The sequence below is a fragment of the Micromonospora sp. NBC_00858 genome (assembly GCF_045207365.1).
In the GTDB taxonomy this organism is placed as follows: domain Bacteria; phylum Actinomycetota; class Actinomycetes; order Mycobacteriales; family Micromonosporaceae; genus Micromonospora.
Map to the genome: position 1 here is coordinate 1,262,228 of NZ_CP108828.1, position 24,244 is coordinate 1,286,471.

The 24,244-nt window shown below is 69.7% G+C and carries 18 protein-coding genes; 11 read left to right on the plus strand and 7 right to left on the minus strand.

The features are described 5' to 3' along the window. Positions 1 to 8: 8 nt before the first annotated feature. Both OG990_RS06075 and OG990_RS06080 read right to left on the minus strand, forming a co-directional pair. The gene (locus OG990_RS06075; RefSeq protein ID WP_406079315.1) at positions 9 to 2,567 is read right to left on the minus strand and encodes an FtsX-like permease family protein; all 2,559 of its coding nucleotides are present in this window, start codon (positions 2,565 to 2,567) and stop codon (positions 9 to 11) included. Next, positions 2,564 to 3,349, minus strand: coding sequence for an ABC transporter ATP-binding protein (locus tag OG990_RS06080; protein ID WP_406079316.1), 786 nt, complete (start codon positions 3,347 to 3,349; stop codon positions 2,564 to 2,566). The genes OG990_RS06075 and OG990_RS06080 overlap by 4 nt, the downstream gene beginning before the upstream one ends. A 202-nt stretch (positions 3,350 to 3,551) precedes the next feature. On the opposite strand from OG990_RS06080, the gene OG990_RS06085 reads away from it, so the two are divergent. From OG990_RS06085 to OG990_RS06100, 4 genes are all read left to right on the plus strand, one after another. Beyond that, on the plus strand, positions 3,552 to 4,736 hold the full coding sequence (locus tag OG990_RS06085) for a histidine kinase (protein ID WP_406079317.1): 1,185 nt from the start codon (positions 3,552 to 3,554) through the stop codon (positions 4,734 to 4,736). After that, positions 4,727 to 5,386 (plus strand): response regulator, encoded by a 660-nt coding sequence (locus tag OG990_RS06090; RefSeq protein WP_406079318.1) that lies wholly within the window; start codon positions 4,727 to 4,729, stop codon positions 5,384 to 5,386. Before OG990_RS06085 ends, OG990_RS06090 begins: the two co-directional genes overlap by 10 nt. 98 nt (positions 5,387 to 5,484) lie before the next feature. Then, entirely contained in the window at positions 5,485 to 7,524 is a 2,040-nt protein-coding gene (locus OG990_RS06095) for a hypothetical protein (protein WP_406079319.1), read from the plus strand. Positions 7,525 to 7,715: 191 nt separating this feature from the next. Then, on the plus strand, positions 7,716 to 8,675 hold the full coding sequence (locus OG990_RS06100; protein WP_386983258.1) for a TAXI family TRAP transporter solute-binding subunit: 960 nt from the start codon (positions 7,716 to 7,718) through the stop codon (positions 8,673 to 8,675). 26 nt (positions 8,676 to 8,701) lie between these two features. Here OG990_RS06100 and OG990_RS06105 read toward each other — a convergent pair whose 3' ends face one another. Further along, on the minus strand, positions 8,702 to 10,183 hold the full coding sequence (locus tag OG990_RS06105) for an ATP-binding protein (RefSeq protein ID WP_406079320.1): 1,482 nt from the start codon (positions 10,181 to 10,183) through the stop codon (positions 8,702 to 8,704). A gap of 6 nt (positions 10,184 to 10,189) precedes the next feature. Continuing rightward, complete coding sequence (locus OG990_RS06110; RefSeq protein ID WP_386983254.1) at positions 10,190 to 10,873, minus strand: response regulator transcription factor; 684 nt, start codon at positions 10,871 to 10,873, stop codon at positions 10,190 to 10,192. 145 nt (positions 10,874 to 11,018) lie between these two features. Between OG990_RS06110 and OG990_RS06115 the strand changes: the two genes are divergently transcribed. From OG990_RS06115 to OG990_RS06145, 7 genes are all read left to right on the plus strand, one after another. After that, positions 11,019 to 12,041 carry a tripartite tricarboxylate transporter substrate-binding protein gene (locus OG990_RS06115; protein ID WP_406079321.1) on the plus strand — a complete coding sequence of 341 codons (1,023 nt, stop codon included), beginning with the start codon at positions 11,019 to 11,021 and terminating at the stop codon, positions 12,039 to 12,041. A 1-nt stretch (position 12,042) separates the two neighbouring features. Further along, a complete protein-coding gene (locus tag OG990_RS06120; RefSeq protein ID WP_406079322.1) occupies positions 12,043 to 12,504 on the plus strand; it encodes a tripartite tricarboxylate transporter TctB family protein in 462 nt (153 codons plus the stop codon). A gap of 20 nt (positions 12,505 to 12,524) precedes the next feature. Beyond that, the gene (locus tag OG990_RS06125; protein WP_406079323.1) at positions 12,525 to 14,030 is read left to right on the plus strand and encodes a tripartite tricarboxylate transporter permease; all 1,506 of its coding nucleotides are present in this window, start codon (positions 12,525 to 12,527) and stop codon (positions 14,028 to 14,030) included. A gap of 137 nt (positions 14,031 to 14,167) precedes the next feature. After that, positions 14,168 to 15,781: an FAD-binding oxidoreductase gene (locus OG990_RS06130; RefSeq protein WP_406079324.1), complete on the plus strand. Its 1,614-nt coding sequence runs from the start codon at positions 14,168 to 14,170 to the stop codon at positions 15,779 to 15,781. A gap of 264 nt (positions 15,782 to 16,045) precedes the next feature. Next, entirely contained in the window at positions 16,046 to 17,569 is a 1,524-nt protein-coding gene (locus tag OG990_RS06135; protein WP_406079325.1) for a non-reducing end alpha-L-arabinofuranosidase family hydrolase, read from the plus strand. Positions 17,570 to 17,859: 290 nt separating this feature from the next. After that, entirely contained in the window at positions 17,860 to 18,288 is a 429-nt protein-coding gene (locus OG990_RS06140; RefSeq protein WP_406079326.1) for a hypothetical protein, read from the plus strand. A gap of 6 nt (positions 18,289 to 18,294) precedes the next feature. Next, on the plus strand, positions 18,295 to 20,796 hold the full coding sequence (locus OG990_RS06145) for a DUF4132 domain-containing protein (protein WP_406079327.1): 2,502 nt from the start codon (positions 18,295 to 18,297) through the stop codon (positions 20,794 to 20,796). Positions 20,797 to 20,852: 56 nt separating this feature from the next. On the opposite strand, the gene OG990_RS06150 is transcribed toward OG990_RS06145, so the two are convergent. Genes OG990_RS06150 through OG990_RS06160 form a run of 3 tightly spaced genes read right to left on the minus strand, consistent with a single transcriptional unit; the run spans position 20,853 to position 24,243 of the window. Next, entirely contained in the window at positions 20,853 to 21,743 is an 891-nt protein-coding gene (locus tag OG990_RS06150; RefSeq protein ID WP_386983241.1) for a hydroxymethylglutaryl-CoA lyase, read from the minus strand. A 5-nt stretch (positions 21,744 to 21,748) separates the two neighbouring features. Beyond that, on the minus strand, positions 21,749 to 22,375 hold the full coding sequence (locus OG990_RS06155; protein WP_406079328.1) for an isochorismatase family protein: 627 nt from the start codon (positions 22,373 to 22,375) through the stop codon (positions 21,749 to 21,751). After that, complete coding sequence (locus tag OG990_RS06160; RefSeq protein ID WP_406079329.1) at positions 22,372 to 24,243, minus strand: hydantoinase B/oxoprolinase family protein; 1,872 nt, start codon at positions 24,241 to 24,243, stop codon at positions 22,372 to 22,374. The genes OG990_RS06155 and OG990_RS06160 overlap by 4 nt, the downstream gene beginning before the upstream one ends. Position 24,244: the final 1 nt, after the last annotated feature.

A 24,244-nucleotide genomic window follows, 5' to 3' on the forward strand; every position in this document is an offset into this window, starting at 1 on the left:
CGCCGGCGTCACTCGCGAACGCCAATCGCATCGACCGGCTGCGACCGCATGGCGGTCCGGGTCGAGATCATGATGGCGGCCCAGCCGAGCAGCGCGGCGACCGCGACGATTCCCAGGTAGATGAGCGGTGGGATGGACGGAATCAGTGTCCTGGTCAGCCCGAGGCTCGTGCCGATCAACGACGGGATCGCGGCCAGGGTACCGATGAGAACGGCGGCGACGACGATGATCCTCGTCTCGCTGCGCATCATCGCGAACACCTGGCGACGGGTGGCGCCGACCAGTTGGAGCAGGGCGAACTCGCGGAAGCGTGCGGCGGTCGCCATCACCAGGGTGTTCACCACGGCGATGGCGAGGTAGCCGAGCAGGACCGCGTTGAGGATGAGGCCGACCGCCGACTCTCCGGCGGCGGCATCGCGCTGCGCGGCGACGAACGACTCGCGGTTGTTGACCTGAACGGTCGGGAGGTGTTGGACAGCGGATCGCAACGCGTCGCCGAGTGCCCCGACGTCGGTTCCCGTGGCCGCCGCGATCAGCACCGCGAAGTCCAGGCGGTCGGTGGTGTGCTCCAGGACGAGGTCGTGCGGCAGCGTGACGTCACCGAGGCCGAGTCCTCTCTCGTAGAGCGCCACCACCGTGGGTTTGATCGGCGTGCCGTCACCGAGACGGAGGTCGACGGTGTCGCCGAGAGCGGCGCCGAGGGTGCCCGCCGCGATCCGGCTCAACGCCACCGTGTTGCCCCGCACCTCCGCGACATCGCCCTCGAGAACGGCGAGATCCAAAGTCTCGGCGAGCCGGTCGCCGATGATCCCCTGTGCCGAGTAGGTCCTGATCTGAGGGCTGTCTCCCGAGGCGAAGGTCGCCAGCATCCGCGTACGGACGACCGGGGTCACCGCCGAGACGCCGGGCACGTCCCGGAGCACGTCCGCGACCTCGGGCGACACACCGGCGGACGTGGACGTGACGACGTAGTCCGCACGCAGGCCGTCCTCGGCCTGATCCTGCGCGGACGCGCTCGCGGTCGTCCCGCTGAAGAGCTGCCCGGCGGCCAGGATGATGCCCATGATCAGCGGAGTGGTCGCCGCGGCGAGCCGCCGGGAGTTGGCGTGCGCGTTCGCGGTCGCGAGGAACCCGCTGACGCCCGACCTGCGGTTCAGCCAGGGACCCAGCACGGTGACGGCGCCACTGAGCAGCCGCGGCCCCAGCAGCGCGATGGCGAAGATGAGCAGGAACGCCGAGAAGGCCGCGCTTTCAGCGGCCCCTTCACCGGGCAGCACCAGCGGCAGCACGAACGCCATGGCGAGACCGGCGGGGACCAGCAGCAAGCCGACGGTCAACCGGAGCCATCCGAGTTTGGGCGGCTCCAACGCGGCCTCGCCGAGCGCGTCCACCGGCCTGAGCCTGGCCGCGCGCCGTGCGGCTATCCAACCGCCCAGACGGGCACCGACCAGGCACAGCACCACCGCCACGAGTACCGGCAGCGGACTGATCGACAGCTCGAAGTCGTCCGGTATCGCGCCGACCAGGGTGAAGGTTTCGCGGAGGAGGAAGCTCAGCCCGATGCCTGGAATCACCCCGAGCACCGCCCCGAGCGTGCCCACCACCATGGTCTCGGCGGCGATCATGCCAAGCATCTGCTTCGGGGTCGCGCCGATCGCCCTCAACAGCGCCAGCTCCCGCAGCCGCTGCCGAACGGACAAAGCGAGTGTGCTCGCCACGACGATCATGATCACCACAACCATGGTGCCGCCGAACGCCAGGGACAGCTCGCTGATGAACGAACGCGTGCTGCCGATGTCGAGGAACTCGGCCTCGCTGCGGTCACTGCCGGTGTACACGACCACGTCGGAGACCGCCGCCTCGATGGCGCGTGCCAGCTCGTCGGCACTGACGCCGGGTGCGGCCAGCACACCGATCAGGTCCACCCGGTCCGGTTGGCCGGTCAACTCCCGGGCCCGGTCTTCGGTGAAGAACAGTGTGGGCTGCCGGGCGAGATTGCCTCCAGGCAGACCCGCGATGCCGGTCACCCGGTAGATCGACGTGTTGGAGCCGACCGCGAGCCGAACCGACGCGCCGACGGTGACGTTGGCCCGCTCGGCCAGCGCGGAGTCCAGCACCACGTCGTCCGGCCCGGTCGGGGCCTGGCCGGCGGTCGTGGTGAACGGGCCGAGCGCGGCCGACTGCCAGCCATGCCCCAGCGCGGAGGTGCCGGCGAGCACCTCGGCGTCCGCCGTCACGAGGCTGACCGGGACGTTGACGTCGGCGATCGCCGCCCGGACGCCAGGCACTCGCGCGATGTCGCCGACCCGGTCAGCCGGTAGGGTGGCCCGCTCGCCGAACCTGGGATCCACGTCGTCGGTCACCGGCAGTGCCTGCGGGGCGCCCACCACCAGGTCGGCAGCCTGGTAGCGCTCGGTCGGCACGCCCGAGCGCTCGCTGCTCTCCAGCAGGATCCCGCAGGCCGTGATCACCGCCGAGCCGAACAGCACCGCAACGAACGCCGCGACGAACCCGCCCTTCCGTCCCTTGATCGTGCTCCAGGCCAATGCCAGCATTCGGCGGTTCACGCCTCCCCCAGGTGAGTCATCCGCTCGGCGATCTGCTCGGCGGACGGTCGGGGCATCTCGCCGGCCAACCGGCCGTCCGCGAGGAACACCACGGTGTCGGCCTGTGCGGCCGCGACCGGATCGTGCGTCACCATCAGCACGGTCTGCCCCAGGTCGTCGACGATCTTCCTGAGCAGTGCCAGGACCTGGCGCCCGCTGCGGCTGTCCAGCGCGCCCGTCGGCTCGTCGGCGCACACCAGGTCGGGCCGGTTGATGAGCGCCCTGGCGATCGCCACCCGCTGTTGCTGGCCACCGGAGAGCTGGCTCGGGCGGCGGTCGTGATGCTCGGCGAGCCCGACCGCGGCGAGGACGCTCGCCAGTTGCTCGGGATCGACCGGTTTCTCGGCCAACCGGACGGGCAACGTGACGTTGTCCGCCACGGTCAGTGCACCGAGCAGGTTGTACGCCTGGAAGACGAACCCGATCCGGTCCCTGCGCAGCTCGGTCAGCTCTGTCTCCGACCGGCCGGACAACTCCGTGTCACCCAGCACGACCCGGCCCGACGTCGGCTGGTCCAGACCGGCCGCGCAGTTCAGAAACGTGCTCTTGCCGGAGCCGGACGGGCCCATGACGGCGGTGAACGTACCGCGCCGGAATCCGACCGTCACCCCGTCGAGAGCGCGTACCTCGTTCTTCCCCGACCCGTATGTTTTGGACACCGAATCCAACTGCACCGCGTACGTACACGACGTCCTTGCACCCGGCTGTAGCGAGTCGGTCGCGGTGGCCTCGGCCAGTGCCACGCGTCGCCTCGATGGGTTTCTGCTGTTCAACCTCATGCCGTCCGACGCTACGAGTCATGTCGGCGCGAACCGCTACCCCTTACCACCGGATCTGAGGTACAGCTGGCTGTAGTGCCGCGGGCGGCGGCCACAGGGCAGACTTCACGCCGTGTCGGGAACTCGAAGGGACGCTGCCTCGGCGGGTGCGCAGAAAGGGCATCCTGTGACGTCGGGTCGGCGGTGGGTGCAGGTGTGGCGCGGCGGGGTCTACCTGCTGCGATCGCTGGCCTCCGGGATCGCCACGGTGCTCGTGCTGCCGCTGCTGTGCCATCCGCGGTTCGCCCGGCGTTGGGCGGATCGGCACCGTGACCGCGCCGGCCGGCTGCTCGGTACGCCGTCGGCACCGCGTCCCGCCCTGCGCGCGACGGGACGCCGGGCCTGGGCCGATCCGACCACGCGCCGCGACCTGCTCTGGCTGCCAGTTAACGCCATGACCGGGGTGGCGCTCGGCCTGCCCGCGCTGCTGTGCGCGGGCAACGTCCTGCTCGCCACGATCGCGACACCACTCTGGTGGGCTTTCCGGCTGGAGGACCGGCCACGGCTGTTCATCGATATTCCGGTGACCGGCTGGGCGACGGCGCTCACCCTCGGGCCACTGCAGATCCTGCTGCTCGCCGCGCTGGCGTACCTGGTCTTCCCGCCGATCGCTCGCGCGCACGCCCGGATCTGCCTGGGAGTGCTGTCGCACTCGACGGTCGAACAACTCGCCGACCGGGTCGCCGTGTTGACCCGCACCCGGGCGGACGTGCTCGACGCACACGGTGCGGAGCTGCGCCGGATCGAGCGCGACCTGCACGACGGTACCCAGGCCCGGCTGGTGGCCATCGCGATGCGGCTGGCCGTGGCCCGGCAGGCGCTGTCCGACAATCCGCGGGACGAGCAGTTCGTGGAAGGGCTTCTGCGGGACGCACATGAGGGAACCGAAGAGGCGATGACAGAGCTACGCGAGGTGATCCGTACCGTCTATCCGCCGATTCTCGCCGACCGGGGCCTCGACGGCGCTCTGACCGCCGTGACAGCCCGCTGCGGCGTGCCGACCCGACTGGACATCGGTGACCTCGGACGGGTCCCGGCGGCAGTGGAGGCTGTCGTCTACTTCGCCGTCGCCGAGGCACTGACCAACGTCGTCAGGCACAGCCACGCGACCGCGGCCGGCGTCGGGGTCAGCCGCACGGCAGACCGGTTGTCGGTAATGATCACTGACAACGGCATTGGCGGCGCCGACGATCGGCGGGGCACCGGCCTGGCCGGGATCCGTCGTCGGGTGCTCGCGCTCGACGGCACCGTCGACGTCGACAGCCCGGCCGGCGGGCCGACGACCATCACCATGGAGCTGCTGTGCGGGTAGTGATCGCCGAAGACAACGTGCTGCTGTCCACCGGACTGGAGCTGCTGCTCAACCGCGTGGGCTTCCACATCGCCGCCATCGCTGACAATGCGGCGGGCTTCCTCACCGCCGTGCGGGACCATCAACCCGACGTCACCATCGTCGACGTCCGGCTGCCGCCGTCATTTCGCGACGAGGGCATCCGAGCCGCCCTGCAGGCCCGACGAGAACACCCCGGCCTGCCGGTCCTGGTGCTGTCGCAATACGTCGAGCAGCAGTACGCCGCCGAACTACTCTCCACCACCGGCGGCGGCGTCGGCTACCTCCTCAAGGACCGCGTCAGCCGAGTCGACGAATTCGTCGACGCGCTGCGCCGCGTCGCCGCCGGTGGCACCGCCATGGACCCCGAGGTCATCGCGCAACTCGTCCAACGCGCCGGCGACCCGATCGCCGCGCTCACCCCCCGCGAACGCGAGGTAACCGCGTTGATGGCGCAGGGACACGACAACGACACGATCGCTCAGCAGCTTGTCATCACCGACAACGCCGTACACAAGCACATCGGCAACATCTTCGCCAAGCTCGGCCTCGCCGTGACCGACAGCGGTCACCGCCGCGTCCTCGCCGTCCTCACCTACCTCAACGCGGCGGGTGCTCGGTCCTCTCCGTGACCCTCTTGCCGAGATCGTTTCACGAGCGTAGGAAGTACACGACGATCCAACCACCACCGTCGACCCCTGCGTCGAATCACCGTCCTGTGTCGAGGGAGATGCGCGTGACCACACCCAGACGGTTCCGTCTCGCCGTGTCCGTGCTGGTGACCGCAGGCGCCGTCCTGCTCAGCCCGGCCGCCGCCGCGGCACCGCCCGCGACTCCCGCATCGACCGGGCACCGGAGCTGCGACCCGATCGACCCGACGGCCTGCCTGCTGCCGTTCCCGAACGACTACTTCACCGTGCCGGATCGGACCAGCCCCACCGGCAAGCGGGTGCGGATCGCGGCCTCCGCGATGCCCGCCAACGTGCAGGGGACGCCGATCGACCCGACGGAATGGAACCGGCAGGACGGGTTCAGCCCCGGCTCACCGATCCTGGTGCGCGTGCCCGGCCTCGACGCCGCGGCGACCGGGATCGCGCCGGTCACCGACATCGGCCGCTCGCTGGCGCCGGACGCGCCGATCGTGCTGCTCGACGCCCGGACCGGCAAGCGCACGCCGTACTGGGCCGAGCTGGACGCGCACGCCGCCGGCCAGCCGGATCGGCAGCTGCTGATCATCCGGCCGGCGGTGGCGCTGACCGAGGGCACCCGGTACGTCGTCGGCCTGCGCGGCCTGCGCGACGGCAACGGGGCGCTGATCCCGGCGCCGAAGGCGTTCACGTCGTACGTGACCGGTGCCGGCCTCGGCCATCGGGACAGTCGCGTCCCGCAGATGAAGCGGATCATCGCCGACCTGTCCAGGACCGGTGTCAAGCGGCACAGTCTCTACCTCGCCTGGGACTTCACCGTGGCCAGCCGGCACGGTCTGACCGGGCGGATGCTGGCGGTCCGGGACGGCGCGTTCGCCGCCCTCCGCCGGGCCGCACCGTCGTTCACCGTCACCCAGGTGACCGACTATTCGCCCGAGCAGGATCCGCTGATCGCTCGGCAGGTGACCGGCACCATCGGCGTACCGTCCTATCTGACCGGCGACGGCGGGCCCGGCTCCCGGCTGCACTACGGGCCGGCTGGCGGCGGTGGGACGCCGCTGACGCCGAACGCCCTGCCCACGCCGTCCGGTGCGACGGTGGCGGCGGACTTCGTCTGCAACATCCCGCGCAGTGCCTCGGCCGTGAAGCCGGCGCACCTCTCGCTCTACGGCCACGGCCTGCTCGGCAGGCCGACCGAGATCAACGCCGGCAACGTCAAGACGATGTCGAACACGTACGACTTCACCTTCTGCGCGACCAGTTGGATCGGCATGGCCGCCGCCGACGTCCCCTACGTGGCAGGCGCCTTCACCGACCTCAGTGCCTTCCCCGCAGTGGCGGACCGGTTGCAGCAGAGCTACCTGAACTTCCTCTTCCTGGGCCGCGCGATGATCCACCCGGGCGGGTTCGCCGCCCACCCGGCGTTCCGGGACGCCAGCGCACGGCCGCTGATCAACGTGGCCGGCGGGCTGCACTACGACGGCAACAGCCAGGGCGGCATCAACGGCGGCGCGCTCACCGCCATCGCCCAGGACTGGACCCGGTCGGTGCTCGGCGTACCGGCGATGAACTACTCCACGCTGCTGCAACGCAGCGTGGACTTCGCCCCGTTCCAGACCATCATGGACGGCTACTACCCGGACAAGGCCGACCAGCAGCTGATCCTCGCGCTGCTGCAGATGCTGTGGGACCGGTCCGAGGCCAACGGGTACGCCCAGCACATGACCGACCAGCCGTTGCCGGGCACCCCGGCGCACCAGGTGCTGATGCACGTGGCCTTCGGCGACCAGCAGGTGTCGCCAGCCGCGGCGGAGGTCCAGGCGCGCACCATCGGCGCCCGCCTGCACACCCCCGCGCTCGCCGACGGCTGGTCACTGGACGTGCGCCCGTACTGGGGCATCACGCCGATCCGCAGGTACCCGTACACCGGCTCGGCGATCGTGATCTGGAACAGCGGCGCGGCCTACGCGCCACCGCCGACCAACCTCGCCCCGGCCGGGCCGGAGTACGGCGACGATCCGCACGAGTTCCCGCGCGCCCAGGCCGGAGCCCAGAAACAGAAGGCGATGTTCCTACTCACCGGCAAGGTCATCGACGTCTGCGCACGGACGCCCTGCCCGTGACGCGGTAACCGGTCACGCCGGAAGGGCCCGTCGGGAGGCGAGCTGGGGGAGACCCGGCGGGCTGCACCAGTGCGCCGGATTGACGTCGATGAGACCTTGCCGGAGGGCGGCGCAGGGTGACGTGGTAGCGATGCATTGATGACGCCCTGAGGTCATCGGCGACCGACGGTCACCGTCCGTATCATCTCGGCATGGTGCTGAACCTGGAGCCACGGATCAGCCGACGGGCGGTGCTCCTGGCCGCCGGAGGGTTGCTCGTCGGTTGCTCCCCGCAGCCCGAGGCCGACGAGGTCCACCTGCGACTGGCCACCGGGCCGGCGGGTGCGGTATACCGGCGCATCGGCGGTGCGCTGGCCGAACACATCTCCGAGCAGGTGCCGGGTGCCACGGTGACCACCGTGCCGAGCGGGGCGTCCACCGACAACATCCGGATGCTGCGGGCCGGCGAGGCGCACCTCGGGCTGACGAGCCTGGATGCGCTGATCACGACCGACGGCAGCGCGCCCGAGGGGCTCTCGGCGGTATGCCGGCTCTACGACAGTCATCTGCATCTCGTGGTCATGGCCGGTTCAGCGATCGAAGAGTTCCGGGATCTTGAGGGCAAGCGCATATCCCTCGGTGCCCGCAATTCGGGCACCGAGTTCACGTCTCTGCGGGTTCTGGAGCTGGGCCCGGTGAACGCCGACGGTCGGTACCTCAGCCAGGCGGAATCGGCGGCGGCACTGCGCGACGGCAAGATCGACGCGATGTTCTCCCTGACCGGCGTCCCGACACCCGCCATCACGGAGCTGGCGCAGCGGCACCCGATCCGGCTGATCCCGTTGGACGCACAGGCGGACGCGCTCTTCGGGGCGTACCCGGGTCCCTACGCTCCCGCCATGATCCACGCGACGGCCTACGCCGGCGTCCCGGCCACCCGCACCGTCGCCGTACCGAACGTGCTGCTAGCGCGCAACGACCTGCCCGACGACCTGGTCTATGCCATCACCGACACGATCTTCACGCACACCGGCACGATCACCTCCGCCAGTCGCGGTGACGCCGCGGCCGTTCCCGAAGCGTGGCAGATCAACGTACGTACCGGGATCTCCACCGCATCGGTGCCGCTCCATCCGGGCGCGGCGGCCTGGTTCCGCGACCGCAAGCGCTGACCAGAGACAGCGACGCGACCGGGTCCTCAGACCGGCGACGGAGTCGGGGCGCCGGACGACGACGCCACCTGCGGAACGACCGGCAACGCGACCACCGCGGCGAACCCGTGCCCGGACCCGTCTGGACGCGGCAGGCCCTCCTCCAGCCGCAGCTCGCCCCCGGCCGCCCCGACCAGGTCGGCGCAGATCGCCAGTCCCAGGCCGGTTCCGGACACGTTCTGGTGCCGCGGCGACCGCCAGAACCGTCGTAGTGCCTGGGCCCGCTCGGAAACGTCGATCCCCTGCCCGTCGTCGCGGACAGCGACGGTGACCACGCCTCCGGCCGCGGAGCTGTTGCGGTTTCCTTCGCCCACATCAGCGGGAACAACGCGGGCGGTCACCTCCACCGCCTGCGCGCCCGACAGCCGTAACGCGTTGCTGATCAGCTCGTCCAGGATGCTGCCCAGTCCGCCCGGCGGCTCCAGCAGCCGCAGCCCCGGCGGCACGTCGACCGTCAGTGTCTGCCCCGCCGTCGCCGTCAACGCCCGCCACCGGTCCACCCGGGTCGCCAGCACCTCGTCGAGATCCACCGGCGACGCCGTCCGCAGGCTCTCCATCCGCGCGCTGGCCTGCAGCGAGTTCAGCATCCGCTGCATCGCCTTCAGCTCGTCGACGGCGACGTCGTACACCTGCCGCCCGTTGCCCTCCGGCCGCAGGTGCGGCGCGAGGCTCTCCACCGCGAGCCGGAGGCTGGTCAACGGGTTGCGCAACTGGTGCGACGCGTCGGACACAAACGCCCGCTGCCGCTGCGCGGCGTTCTCGACGGCGTCCATCATGGTGTTGAACGACGCCGCCAGCCGCCGCAGCTCGATCGGGCCGGCCTCGGCGTCGGCGCGGATCGTCAGGTCGCCTTCGGAAATCCGCGAGGTCGCCGCGTCCAGCTTCCGCACCGGCCGCAGCACCCACGCCGATACCGGCCAGGCGACGGCCGCCAATGCGATCAACGGCAGCAGCCCGAGCCCGGCGAGCCGGGCCCAGCGTACGAGGATGGTCTCGCGTGTCTTCGACAGGTCGGAGATCGTCACGACGGCGCCGACGACCTCACTGTCCCGACCCACCGGCTCGGCCACAACGAGTGCGGAGTCGTCCCACGGCGCCCATTCCCAGGACGGTTCGGACCGCGCCCCGGCCAGCGCCGCGGTCACGATCCGGGGCAACGTCGGCTCGGTCCGTGCCGCCTCCCGGTACGCATCGGCCGGTCCGAGCAACACATTGCCCGACGTGTCGACCAGCGCGACCGGGATGCCGTAGAGCTCGTGGTAGCGCGTCAGTTCCTGTTGCAGCGCCTCGGTCCGCCCGGTCGACAGCGCGGTCTCGGCCAGCGAGGCGAACCGCCCGACGTCGTTGAGCCGGTTGACGTACGTCTCCTGCATCTCCCGCTCGGCCACAGTGATGCTGAGCGGCACCCCGAGCGCCGCGACGAGCAGCACCGCGAGGGGAACCAGGACGACGAGCAGGCGGCGGTGCACGGCGCGTCAGCCGATCAGCTCCGGCTGGTCGGCCAGGAGCCGATAGCCGACGCCGTGGATCGTGCGGATGACCACGTCCGTCCCCAGCTTGTGCCGTAACGCCGCGATGTGGGTGTCCAGGGTGCGACTCGACGACTCCCACGTCGCGCCCCAGATCTGGTCGAGGATGATGTCGCGGCTGACCACGTTGGGTGCCCGCCGGGCCAGCAGCAGGAGCAGTTCGAACTCCTTGCGGGTCAACGCCACGGGCGTGCCGTCGACGGTGACCTCGCGGGTGCCGACGCCGATCCGCATCGGGCCGAGCAGGAGCGGCTCGTCCGAGTGGCTCAGGGCACGAGCCGCCCGGGTACGCCGCAGGACGGCGTCGATCCGGGCGAGCAACTCGGCGATGCCGAACGGCTTGACGATGTAGTCGTCGGCGCCGGCGCGCAGGCCACGGACCCGCTCGTGCTCCTCGGACCGTGCGGTCACCGCGATGACGGCGGTCTCCGGGTGGTCACGCAGCTTCCGGATCACGTCGAGCCCGTCGCCGTCGGGCAGACCCAGGTCAACGAGGACCACGTCGGCCGGTGCGGCACGCACGGCCTCCGCGGCGGTGGCGATGCGGTGGACCTCGAAGCCCGCCTGGGTCAGGACGGTCACCAGACCCAGCGCCACGCGGTCGTCATCCTCGATGACGGTTATCCGCATACCAGCGGATTGTACGGCCCGGGCCGGCCCTCGTGTCAGCCCGAGAGTTCTTGGGATTTCTCTGACACCATCCGCGTCCCGACCAGTCGAGACTGGGGGCCACTCACTCACCGAGGTATGTGCATGCGCTGATGAGGAGGCCGCTGTGAGAGAGACCAGCAGGTACCGGGCCGCCGCGCGGATGATCGCCGCGATCGGCGTCGTCACGCTCGTTGCCGCCTGTTCCGGCAACGGAGGCGCCAACGGCGGAGGCGACGCCGCAGGCTACCCGGACCAGAACATCACGATCGTCGTGCCGTTCAGTGCGGGCGGCCCGACGGACACGGTCACCCGAATGATCGCCGAGCCGATGGCCGCCAAACTCGGTGGCAAGGTCGTCGTCCAGAACGTCGAGGGCGCGGGCGGTACGGTCGGCGCCGGCGAGGTCGCGCGGGCCGAACCGGACGGCTACACCGTGCTCATGCACCACATCGGCATGTCAACGGCACCCGCCCTGTACAAGGACCTGGGCTACAAGCCGCTCGAGGACTTCGAGATGGTCGGGCTCGTCACCGAGGTGCCGATGACGGTCGTCGCCCGGAAGGACTTTGCGCCCACGACACTCCAGGACCTCGTGACCCACGTGAAGGCGAACGCCAACAAGGTCACGCTGGCCAACGCCGGCATCGGCGCCGCGTCCCACCTGTGCGGCCTACTGTTCCAGACCGCCACTGGTGTGAAGCTCCAAGAGGTCCCGTACCAGGGCACCGGCCCCGCGCTGACCGACCTCGTCGGTGGCCAGGTCGACTTCATGTGTGACCAGACGACCAACACCAGCGGCCAGATCACCGCGGGAAAGGTGAAGGCGTACGCGGTCACCACGCCCGAGCGGGTGAAGAGCCTTCCCGACCTGCCCACCACGGTCGAGGCCGGGCTGCCCCAGCTTCAGGTCAGCGTGTGGCACGGTCTCTACGTCCCGGCCGACACGCCGCAGGAGATCGTCGAGAAGCTGTCCGAGGCGCTGAAGGTGGCACTGGCCGACCAAGGGGTCATCGACCAGATGGCCAAGCTCGGCACCGCGCCGGTCCCGGCCCAGGACGCGACCCCGCAGGCGCACCGGGCCAAGCTTGAGGAGCAGCTCGGCACCTGGGGGAAGATCATCGCGGACGCCGGGGTCAAGGTCTCCTGAGGTGGAGCGCCGTCGGTCGTTCCCGGACGTCCTCGCCGGGGGAGTCTTCGTCCTGATCGGTGGTGCATTCGTGGTGGGGTCGCTCGGCTATGAGCTGGGCACCCCACTGCGGATGGGCCCCGGCGCCTTCCCGCTGCTGGTCGGCGCGACGGTGGCCGTCCTGGGCCTGGCGATCGTCATCAAGGGACTGATCGCCGGCGAGGTGATCTCGTTCGGACCAATCCCGTGGCGCGCGGTCGCCGCCATCGTGCTCGCGGTCGTGTTCTTCGGATTCACCGTCCGGCGCCTCGGATTCGTACCGACGTCGGCGGTGACCGCCCTGCTCACCACGCTGGCCAGCTCACGCGTACGGCTGGTCACGGCCTTGGCCGTGGCCGCCGGGCTGACCGTGGCCAGCACGCTCATCTTCGTCGTCGGACTTCAGCTGCGGATCCCGCTATGGGGCCCTTGGCTGGGGTTCTGACGCGGCATCCGGATTGAGGCATGGAACTTCTCGACAACCTCGCGCTGGGCTTCTCGACCGCCTTCCTGGTCCAGAACGTCCTCTATTGCTTCGTGGGAGTGCTGCTCGGGACCGCGGTCGGCGTGCTGCCCGGCATCGGGCCAACGGCGACGGTGGCGATGCTGCTGCCGATCACGTTCAGCTTCGAGCCGGTGACGGCGTTGATCATGCTGGCTGGTATCTATTACGGCGCACAGTACGGCGGCTCGACGACCGCCATCCTGATCAATTTGCCCGGTGAGTCGTCGGCGGCGGTCACCGCGCTGGACGGGCACGAGATGGCCCGCCAGGGCAGGGCCGGCCCGGCCCTGGCCACCGCTGCGGTCGGGTCCTTCATCGCGGGTACGGTGGCCACCGTCGCGCTGGCCGTGGCGGCCCCACCGCTGGCCAGCGTCGCGTTGAAGTTCGGCCCGGCCGAATACTTCTCGCTCGTGCTGTTCGGCCTGATCGTGTCGATCGCGCTGGCGCGTGGCACGGCGCTCAAGGCGCTGGCGATGATCGCCCTCGGCGTGCTGCTCGGCACGGTCGGCCAGGACATCTACACCGGCACGCCCCGGTTCGTGTTCGACCAGCGCGAGCTGTACGGCGGCATCGACTTCGTGTCGGTCGCCGTCGGCATGTTCGGGGTGGCCGAGATCCTGCGCAACCTGGAGAACGAGCAGACCCGAACGGCGGTCGTCAGCAAGGTGAAGAACCTCTGGCCGACCCGCGAGGACCGGCGCCGGATCGTCGCCCCGATTCTGCGGGGCACCGGTCTCGGCGCCGCGCTCGGCGTCCTGCCCGGCGGTGGCCACGTGCTGGCCTCGTTCACCTCGTACGCCGTCGAGAAGCGGATCTCGAAGCGGCCGCAGGAGTTCGGGCGTGGTGCGATCGAGGGCGTCGCCGGCCCCGAGTCGGCGAACAACGCCGCTGCACAGACGTCGTTCATCCCGCTGCTCACCCTGGGTCTGCCCGCCCACCCGGTGATGGCACTGATGGTCGGCGCGTTCATCGTCCACGGCATCACCCCCGGCCCGAACGTCATCAATGACGAACCAGCGCTGTTCTGGGGCCTGATCGCGTCGATGTGGATCGGCAACGTGCTGCTCCTGCTGCTGAACCTGCCGCTGATCGGCTTGTGGGTGCGCATGCTGCGCATCCCGTACCAGGTGCTGTTCCCGATGATCATCCTGTTCGCCGCGATCGGCACGTACTCCCTGGCCTTCAACGCGTACGACGTCTACTCCATCGCGTTCTTCGGGATCCTGGGCTACATCCTGATCAAGTGTGGCTGCGAGCCGGCGCCACTGCTGCTCGGCTTCGTCCTCGGTCCCTTGCTTGAGGAGAACCTGCGGCGGGCACTCATCATCTCCCGCGGCGACCCGTCGGTCTTCCTGACCCGACCGATCTCCGCAGTGCTCCTGGCCCTGGCCGTGGCAGCGCTCGTCGTCGCCGTCCTCCCGACGATTCGCAAGCGCCGCGAGGTCGTGTTCGCCGAGGAGGAGTAGGAGCAGCGGCGGTGGCAACCGGGCGATCCGGGGCTGAAAGGCGGCGTTGACCAGCACGACAGCATCGACGCGGTGGTGGCCGTCGATGTACGTTACCGGCGAGTCGATCTGGCGATGGTGGACGGCGGGGAGGCCGCATGGCCGGGAAACACCGTTCGTGGTGGGGTTGGGGGAACGTCGAGGACGCAGTGACCGGCGCGGAGGCGACGGCGTTGGCAACCCGGGTGCGTACCCTGCTGCCCGACGTCGACCTGACCGAGCACGTTGCGCCGCCGGTGGACGAACTCGGCCTGCGCCCGCCGCGGGTCAATCCGCCGACGTCACTCGCCAGGATGTGCTCGACGGATCCGGCCGACCGGGCGGCGCACACCCATGGCAAGGCGTTCCGGGACGTCGTCCGCAACCTGCACGGGGATGTCCACGACCCGCCGGACCTGGTGGTGCGGCCGGTGACCGAGCAGGACGTCGTCGACGTGCTGGATTGGTGCGCGGGCCGGGACATCGCGGTAATCCCCTACGGCGGCGGCTCGTCAGTGGTCGGCGGTGTGGAGCCGCGGCTGGGTGACGCGTATCCCGCGGCGGTCAGCCTCGACCTTGGGCGCCTCGACCGGGTGCTGGAGGTGGACCCGACCAGCCGGGCGGCCCGCATCCAGGCCGGAGTGTTCGGCCCGGCGCTGGAGGACCAACTCCGGCGGTACGACCTCACACTGCGGCACTTCCCGCAGTCGTTCGAGTTCTCCACCCTGGGCGGCTGGCTAGCCACCCGCGCCGGCGGTCACTACGCCACCGTCCTCACCCACATCGACGACCTGGTGGAGTCGATGCGGGTGGTCACCCCAGCGGGCACCAGCCAGTCGCGCCGGCTGCCCGGCTCCGGCGCCGGGCCGTCCCCGGACCGTCTGTTCCTCGGCTCCGAAGGCGCGCTCGGCGTCATCACCGAGGCGTGGATGCGGCTGCAGGACCGGCCCCGCTGGCGGGCGGGCGCCTCGGTGCACTTCACCGACTACGACGGGGCCGTCACCGCCACCCGGGCCATCGCCCAGTCCGGTCTGCACCCGAGCAACTGCCGACTGCTCGACCCGGTGGAGGCGCTCCTCAACGCGGGCGCCGCCACCACCGGCGGCGTGCTCGTTCTGGGATTCGAGTCCGCGGACCATCCGGTCACACCATGGCTGGACCGCGCCGTCGAGCTGTGCCGCGACCACGGCGGAACCCTGCCGGAGCCATCCCGCAGCGACGACTCGTCCGGCCCACGGCAGCGGACCGCCGCCGCCGACGCCTGGCGGTCAGCGTTCCTGCGGATGCCGTACCAGCGCGACGCGCTCGCCGCCCGGTCGATGATCGTGGAGACGTTCGAGACCGCCTGCACCTGGGACCGATTCCCCGCCTTGCGCGCGGCCGTGCTCGCCGCGGCCGGCGAGGCGCTGCGCGCCGTCGCCGCGACCGGTGTGGTCACCTGCCGCTTCACGCATGTATACCCGGACGGCCCCGCCCCCTACTTTGGTGTGTACGCCACCGGCCGCTGGGGCGCCACCCTCGCACAGTGGGACCAGGTCAAGCATGCCGTCTCCGACGCGCTGCTCGCCGCCGGCGGGACCATCACCCACCACCACGCCGTCGGCCGCGACCACCGACCGTGGTACGACCGGCAGCGTCCGGACCCGATCGCGCTCGCACTGCTCGCCGCCAAAAGCGCCCTCGACCCGTCCTGGATCCTCAACCCCGGCGTCCTCGTCGATCCCGCCCGCTGACGTCGGCTGCGGTGCGCCACCGGCTGGTGAACCCCGAACATTACGACTTGACGTACGGGATGTTATCGCTCACAGTCGATGGCTAAGGACGACGGCACCTGTGGCTTACCGGGCAAGCCCGCTTCGTCGGCCTCGAATCAGGCGTGCGCCAAGGCCATGCAGACGCCTTGTTAGCGCTGACAATCTCTGCCTGCGCCCGGCCACGCGGCGCGGTGCGCCCATCTTCGGGTATACCGCTCGGCTCTTCGTTATTAGAGGAGGATCATGTCTGCCTTCGATAGATTTCCATCGATAGCTCTGCCACCGCTGCGGCGGCGAGGGCGGTTGCTACGGGTCGTCGCCGCTGGCGCGGCGGCGTTGGTGGCCGGTGTTGCCGCTGCGGCGGTGGTGTCGACACCCGCCGCCGCGGCGACGGTCGACACGAGCGCGTGGTACGTGTTGATCAACCGCAACAGCGGCAAGGCCCTGGACGTGTACAACCTGGCCACAAACGACGGTGCGCGGATCACGCAGTGGGCACGGAACAACGGCAACCAGCAGCAGTGGCAGTTCGTGGACTCCGGCGGTGGCTACTACCGGTTGCGGTCGCGGCTGTCCGGCAAGGTTCTGGACGTTTACAACTTCTCGACCGCCAACGGTGCCAGCATCGTGCAGTGGACCGACGGCAACGGGACCAACCAGCAGTTCCGATTGGCCGACTCCGATGGTGGCTACGTCCGGTTGATCAACCGAAACAGCAACAAGGTGGTGGAGGTTCAGGGCGCCTCGACCGCCGACGGAGGAAACATCGTGCAGTACGACGACTGGAACGGCAGCAACCAGCAGTGGCAACTCGTCCGCGTCGACGGCGGGGGTAACCCCACCACGCCGCCGCCCGGCACGTGCGCTCTGCCGTCGACGTACCGCTGGACATCGACGGGCTCGCTGGCAAACCCGAAGTCGGGGTGGGTCTCGCTCAAGGACTTCACCTACGCCCCCTACAACGGCAGGCACCTTGTCTATGCGACGACGCACGACACCGGAACGAGGTGGGGTTCGATGAACTTCGGCCTCTTCACGAACTGGTCCGAGATGGCCTCGGCCAGCCAGAACACAATGTCCTTCTCCACGGTCGCGCCTACGCTCTTCTACTTCGCCCCGAGGAACATCTGGGTGCTGGCCTATCAGTGGGGCGGGACCGCCTTTTCCTACCGGACGTCGAGTGACCCCACCAATCCGAATGGATGGTCATCGGAGCAGGTGCTCTTCTCGGGAAGCATCTCCGGCTCTGGTACGGGACCCATCGACCAGGCGCTCATCGGGGACAGCACGAACATGTACCTGTTCTTCGCGGGGGACAACGGCAAGATCTACCGGGCCAGCATGCCGATCGGAAATTTCCCTGGCAGTTTCGGCTCGACGTCGACGGTGATCATGAGTGACACCACGAATAACCTGTTCGAAGCCGTTCAGGTCTACAAGCTCCAGGGCCAGAACAGGTACCTCATGCTCGTCGAGGCGATCGGCTCGCAGGGTCGCTACTTCCGCTCGTTCACGGCCACCAGTCTGGGCGGTTCGTGGACGCCGCAGGCCGCGACCGAGAGCAATCCCTTCGCCGGCAAGGCCAACAGTGGCGCCACCTGGACCAACGACATCAGCCACGGCGAACTGATTCGCGGCAACGCCGACCAGACCATGACCGTTGATCCCTGCAATCTGCAGTTGCTCTACCAGGGACGTGCCCCGAACTCCGGCGGCGACTACGGCCTCCTGCCTTACCGGCCGGGTCTACTGACACTGCAGCGCTAATGGCGTGACACAGTCCGCTCAGGTGTTCTTGATATCCGCCGGCCACGGCGTACGCCGAATCGGGTGAACGTTGTCGTGGCTCGCGATCAGGATCGAGTGGAGCTGGAAGGGCGGGCTCGGTGCAAGGCCGAGCCCGCCCAGGGCCTCGCAGAGGGGTGCGGTGCCAAACCGTTCAACCCCATGTACGGAGATCTCCGGCCCGCTGCGGCAGACCATCGCACCGACCCTGGTAGCAGCAGCAGCGCCAGCACGATGCGCCGGTGCTGAGTTGCGGCTGACAGGATGGACACATGTCGGTGTTGCAGGTGAAGGTGCGTGCAGTGGTGTCCGGCTCGGATCGGTCCGGCATGCCGGACGTTCTGGTCGAGCTCGCGAGCGAGCGTGCGACGGTGCGGGAGCTGATCCGCAGGGCGGTTGAGGAGCAGATCCGGTCGTTGGGCGCCGACGCCACGCGTTGCCAGACCGTGCTCGATCGCCAGTATCTTTCCGCGGCGGAGATCCGGGCACAGGCATCCACCGGCATGGTCCGGATGCCCTCACCGCAGCTCGATCCGCCGGACGTCGCCGAGCATGTGGCTCGGGCGTGCCGGGCGTTCGAGCGGAGCGTGTTCGTGTTGTTCGTGGGAGGACGCCAGGTCGAGCGGCTCGACGAGGAGATCGTGCTTCGCCCCGGCGAGCCCGTCGTGTTCCTTCGGCTGACCGCGCTGGTCGGTGGGTGACCCGTGGTGGACGTACCGGAGATGTACGCCGACGAGGTCCGTCGCCAGCGAGACGCCCTGTGGGGGATGGTCGACGAGGCCTCGGCCTTGGCGAAGGATGATGACCTGCCAGGTCTGCGGGCCCACGCCAAGGAGATCCGGCGTGGGTTGGAAGCCGGCAACAGCATTGACCGTACCGGTGGGCATCTGGACTCGAACGTCGGTGACATCTACGCGGCGCTGGACGACATCTACGATGCGGCGTTTCCGGTGCAGAACCCCGACGATCCGGCAGACGTCCTGGAAACGCCGTGGCCGACCGCCAGCCGTACGGCCCTGCTCGCCTCCATCGTGGACCAGGTGGGCTGGCCGAAACCACCGCTTGAGCCCCTGGTCGACCGCGCAATCGCCGCCAACGACGTTCACCTGCTGCGACTGCTGGTCCGCAGTCCGCTGGGCCGCGCGAGTCGGGAGACCGTGGTGAGGGTCCTGGACGCTCTGCAAGAGGTGGGGGCGCTCGATGTCGAGATCATCGAGCAGGCGTTCACCGACGACGAGTACCTGGGCAACGCCATCGTCGGACGCTCCCCGGCGGACAGCGCCGCACGGCCGATGCCCCACGCCTGCACGCCCGCTGTGCGCGACTACTTCGACGAGGTGGCCTGGCGCCTGACCTCGCCACCCGAGCCCGAGTGGGCCGCGCTACCCGAGGTGCTGGTGCCACGAGGCCTGCGGTTCGTGCTTCGGGCCATGGAGCGACCAACGGATCGCCGGATGGCCGTGCGCCTCGGCGCCGCCGAGCTGACCGATGGCGAGCGGACGGCGCTGGTGGAACACCTGCGCGATCGGCCGGCAGAGGAACGGCGGTACGCCTTCGACCTACGGCTGCCGGCGGGTGACGCCGGGGTGCTGCTGCCACTGCTCGGGCTGCCCGGCGCGGAGCCGCTGCTGCGGCTGGTGCAGGCGACCTCCACAACGGAAGCTGTGCGGCAGGACAGGAGCGCCATCCTCGCTGCCGTGCGGCAGGCCGGCGTCGACGGTGCGCGCCGGCTGCTGCGGATCTGCCCGAGCGAGATCGTCTCCGCCGCGCTGGGCTGGAACCGCGCAGCCGTCTCCAAGCGCGTCAAGCACAACGCGCTGGCGGGCATCGCCGCTTTCGGCCTGCTGCCGCTGGCCGACGGGGAGACGGTGCTCGACCGCTACATGGCGTTGCGGGAGGTGGCGAAGCGGGGTCCGAAACTGGGTCCGAACCGCAGGCACAGCCACGCCGCCGCGGTCGCCGTCGCCCTCGACCATCTCGCCCAGGTGACCGCTTTCCCAAACGCTGAGCGCCTCGAGTGGGACTGCGAGGCCCGCATCGCCACTGAGACGCCCGGCGAGTGGCACATCGGCGACTACGCCGTCGCGCTGCGGCTGTCCGATGCCGAGCCGCTCATCACCATCAGCAAGGCAGGCAAGCAGCTGACGTCGGTGCCGGCTGCCGTACGCACCGACCCGCGGTACCCCGAGGTCCGCGAACACCAGGAACGGCTACGCGATCAGGCCCGCCGCATGCGTACCGGGCTGATCGAGCGACTCGTCGCCACCGGCGGCACCCTCGCGCCTGACGAGCTCGCCCGCCTGCGGAGCCTGCCGGCCGGCGCGGTGATGCTCCCCGCGCTGATCTGGCAGGACCAGGTGGGCACGATCGGCTTGCTCGACCAGGTCGACCTCGACGGTCCGGTCACCGTGGTGCATCCGTCGCTGTTGTACGAGCGGGGCCTGCTCGCCCACTGGCAGGCGGAGGTCGTCCGGCACCGGATCCGACAACCCGTGAAACAGGCCTTCCGGGAGCTGTATCTGTTGACTCCGGCCGAACGCGACGCTGTCGACGTGTCGCGACGGTTCGCCGGACACACGGTCGACGGCAAGGTGTCGGGTCAGCTGCTGTCCGGGCGCGGCTGGTCGACTCATGGCCAGTATCAGGAGCACCAGGCAACCCGGCCGGTCACCACCGAGATCACCGCCGCGCTGGTCTGCGACCTGCCCGGCTATTTCGGTGGGGGAGAGGTGGTCGTCGGCGAGTTGCGTTTCCTGGCCGCAGGCTCGGTAGTCCCCCTGGCCGACGTGCCGCCGGTGGCGTTCTCCGAGGTCATGCGGGATCTGGACCTCGTCGTGTCGGTCGCCGGGACCGACCCGGCGGGGTACGCCTCACCGCTACACGGGGCGAGCCGGGCCCAATTGCTCGCCAGCCTGATCGATGATCTCGGGCTGGCCCGGGTGACCGTCGACGGCACGTCGGCCGTGGTCCGTGGCTCCCGGGCCACCTATCGAGTGCACCTCAACAGCGGCAGCATTCATGTCGAGCCCGGTGGCTACCTGTGCGTGGTACCAGCCTCGTTCGGCGGTACGGCCCATCCCAGCCTGTTCCTGCCGTTCGCCGACGAGGACCGGATCACCAGCATCATTCTCAGCAAGGTGCTTCTGCTCAACGAGGACGAGAAGATCACCGACCCGACGATCCTGGCCCAGCTTGGTCCACGGGCCTGACCGCAGGTGACGCTGGACGGTCAGACCCTCGTCGGGCAGGTGCCCTCGGCGCAGGCTCAGGCGGGAAAACCGCCCGCCCGGAGCAGAGCGCCCGGGAGGTGATTGCCGAGCCTCCGTTCCAGCCAGGAGACGGCCGAGGTGACCTCCTCCAGGTCCAGGCCGGTGGGCTGCCCCATCCGGTCGAAGAGGTAGACGAGGTCCTCGGTGGCGACGTTTCCGGTCGCCGCCGGCGCGAACGGGCAACCGCCTGCTCCGCCGATGCTGGCGTCGAGGGTCGTGACGCCTGCCTGGACCGCCGCGACCGCGTTGGCCACGCCGGTGTGCCGAGTGTCGTGCAGGTGCAACCGCAGCGGTGTCCGGGATTCCGTGACCTCCCGGGCGAGGGCCAGCCGATCGGTGACATCGGAGGGTACGGCCACCCCGATGGTGTCGGCGAGAGCCAGCTCATCCGGACCTGCGTCCCGCACCCGGGTGAGCACCTCCCGCAGCCGGCTCAGCGGGACCTCACCTTCGAACGGACATCCGAACGAGGCGCCGATGGTCACCGTCGCGAACACCCCTGCCGCGCGGGCCGCCTGCACCAGCGCCGCCGCCGTGTCACAGGCCTGGGCCGTGGTCATGCCCTGGTTGCGGCCACAGAAGGTGTCCGTGGCCACGACGACGACGTTGATCTCGTCGACGCCCGCGGCCAGAGCTCGGTCCAGGCCGCGGCGGTTCATCACCAGGCCCGCGTACCGGACGCCGTCGTGGCGGGGGAGCGCGGCCATCAGGTCGTCCGCGTCCGCCATCTGCGGAACGCGGGCGGGGTTGACGAAGCTGGTCACCTCCACTCGCCGGGCGCCCGCTCGCACCGCCCGCTCGATGAGCTCGATCTTGTCGGCGGTGGTGAGTAGCGTCGCCTCGTTCTGCAGGCCGTCGCGGGGCGAGACCTCGATAATGTCGATCATTGCTGTCATCGTTCCTCCGACAGGTACGCGACGGCACTGGCCTCGCTGATCACCTCGGCGTATTTGGCCTGCAGGTCGGACAGGCTCGCCTCGTGCGGGCCGGTTGCGCGGTCCGCCACCGCCTCCCGGACCACCAGCGGGACGAGCCCGTGCTGCATCGCGTCCACCGCGGTGGCGCGGACACAACCGCTCGTGCTCACGCCGACCAGCACGACGGTGTCGATGCGCTCCGCCCGCAGGGTGGAAGCCAGCGACGTGCCGAAGAAGGCGCTGGCGTACTGCTTGACCAGCACCAGTTCATCCTCGGCGGGGGAGACCTGCGGCATCAGCTCTCCCATCGCGCCACCGCCGGAGAAGAGCTGCCGAAGGGCGGTGACCTTCCGGACGAACAGGCCTCCGTCGACACCGCCGGGCCCGTATGCGACGCGGGTGTGCAGCACGGGAATCCGGTGGTCGCGGGCCGCGGCGATGACCCGGCCAGCCGACTGCAGGCAGTCCGCTGACGGCAGGCACAGGGGGCTGGCCGGGTCGAAGTAGGCCCGCATCAGGTCGATGACGAGCACGGCGGGACGGGCACCGGGCAGGAGCGCGCCCCCGAATCCGTCGTCGCTGCTGTCCGGCACGGGGCTCATCGGGCGACCGGCGGCCGAGGAGCAGGAAGACCGGTCTCCTCCAGGCACCGGTCCAGGATGGTTTGCATCGGCGGCCCCATGTCGAAGGTGGGCAGTGGGTCCGGGCGTCCGTGGCGCAGCTCGGCCCGTACCTCCTCGGTGGCCGCGACGTCGACGGTGCCGGCCTCGTCGCAGACCACGCCGAAGCGGCGGGCACCCGCAGGGGTGACCAGGCCACGGCGGACCTCGAGGCCGACGAGTTCCGGGTCGCGGGCGAGTGGGTCACCCCAGCCGCCGCCACCCCAGGTGACGAAGTGCAGCACGTCTCCGGGAGCCACGGGCACGTCGTGCACCTTGCTGCCCAGGATCTCGGTGCCGCCGTCGGCGCGTACGAGCCACTTACGGCCGCGGGCACCGGGCTCGCCACCGTTGACCCCCCACGGATAGGTGAGCCAGCGGTCGTCGTGGATCGCGATCGTGCCGGCCTCCAGGAACCGGTAGGCCACGTCGACGCCGTTCCCGCCGCGATGGAGCCCAGCGCCGCCGGTGTCAGCGATGGTCTCCCAGCGTTCGATTCGCAGGGGGTAGTAGGACTCTAGGTACTCGCACGGGATGTTGACAAACGACGGCCACAGCGAGTGGCCGTCCGGGCCGTCCCCCACCGGCCGGCCGGGAATCCCGCCGAATCCGATCGAGTACAGCTGGAACCACTCGCCCTTGCGCTCACCGGGCCCGTAGGTGCCCGAATACATGAAGTGCGGCGATGACGAGAAGCCGGCCGCGTTGAGCAGCCCCGGGTTCGTCTGACCGAGCAGGCCGCCGAACAGGTCGAAGACGCGACCGATGCCGTGGTTCCGCGCGTTGAGGGCGGCGGGGTACTTGGGCTTCCAGAACGAGTCGTCGGGGATCGTGACGTCGACCAGCGGGTAGAAGCCGTCGTTCCAGAGGATCTGCGGGTCGGCCACGGTGATCATGTAGATCCCGAAGAACATCCGGACGAGGTTCTCGTTGATGTAGTAGTTGATCGGACCCTGCGCCTGTGGGCTGCTGCCGGTGAAGTCCAGCAGCACCTTGTCACCGGTACGGGTCAGGCTGAGCTTGAGCTCGTAGGGGCCGTAGCCGAGGCCGTCGTCGCAGATGTAGTCGGTGAACGACAGCGTCTCGCCCTCCTTGAAGACCGCCCCGAGCAGGGTCTTCATCGCCCGGTAGTTGCGGTCCAGGAGTTGGTCGAGCGCGGAGTTGTAGGTGTCCACCCCGAACCGGGCGCACATCTCCTGGACCCGCCGGGAAGCGGTCCGGCACGCCGCGACGATTCCGTTCAGGTCGGCGCGGTTCCAGTCGGGCTTACGCACCTGGTTGAGGATGATCCGCAGGGCGTCCTCGGCGAGCTCGCCCTTCTTGTACAGCTTGAAGGGCGGGATCACCACGCCCTCCTCGAAGATGGTGCGGGCGTCGGTCGGCATCGATGCCGGCGACTTGCCGCCGACGTCGGACATGTGCCCGAACATCGCCGCCCAGCCCACGATCCGGCCCTCGAAGAAGATGGGCAGCACCACGAGCCAGTCGTTCGCGTGGCTGATCGCCGCGCCGCAGGAGTACGGGTCCGACGTCAGCAGGACGTCGCCCTCCTCGATGTCGCCATCGAAGTTCTCCAGGAAGTCGGGGATGGACAGCCCGAACTGTCCCACCATCATCTTGCCTTCGGGGTTGGCGATCAGCGGGAACTCGTCGTGCTGTTCACGGATCCCCGGCGACAGCGCGGTCCGGAAGAGCACCTCGTCCATCTCGTAGCGGGCGTTGCGCAGCCCATTCTCGATCAGGTCGAGGGTGACGACGTCGACATCCACGGAGCGAAGTGGTCCGGTAGCGGTCTCGATGAGGCGTGCCATG

Coding starts and splice junctions, on each gene's coding strand:
- OG990_RS06110 (WP_386983254.1), bottom strand. CDS start 10,873: ATGCGGATAACCGTCATCGAGGATGACGACCGCGTGGCGCTGGGTCTG.
- OG990_RS06125 (WP_406079323.1), top strand. CDS start 12,525: ATGGAACTTCTCGACAACCTCGCGCTGGGCTTCTCGACCGCCTTCCTG.
- OG990_RS06160 (WP_406079329.1), bottom strand. CDS start 24,243: ATGGCACGCCTCATCGAGACCGCTACCGGACCACTTCGCTCCGTGGAT.
- OG990_RS06150 (WP_386983241.1), bottom strand. CDS start 21,743: ATGATCGACATTATCGAGGTCTCGCCCCGCGACGGCCTGCAGAACGAG.
- OG990_RS06130 (WP_406079324.1), top strand. CDS start 14,168: ATGGCCGGGAAACACCGTTCGTGGTGGGGTTGGGGGAACGTCGAGGAC.
- OG990_RS06100 (WP_386983258.1), top strand. CDS start 7,716: ATGGTGCTGAACCTGGAGCCACGGATCAGCCGACGGGCGGTGCTCCTG.
- OG990_RS06135 (WP_406079325.1), top strand. CDS start 16,046: ATGTCTGCCTTCGATAGATTTCCATCGATAGCTCTGCCACCGCTGCGG.
- OG990_RS06095 (WP_406079319.1), top strand. CDS start 5,485: ATGCGCGTGACCACACCCAGACGGTTCCGTCTCGCCGTGTCCGTGCTG.
- OG990_RS06155 (WP_406079328.1), bottom strand. CDS start 22,375: ATGAGCCCCGTGCCGGACAGCAGCGACGACGGATTCGGGGGCGCGCTC.
- OG990_RS06140 (WP_406079326.1), top strand. CDS start 17,860: ATGTCGGTGTTGCAGGTGAAGGTGCGTGCAGTGGTGTCCGGCTCGGAT.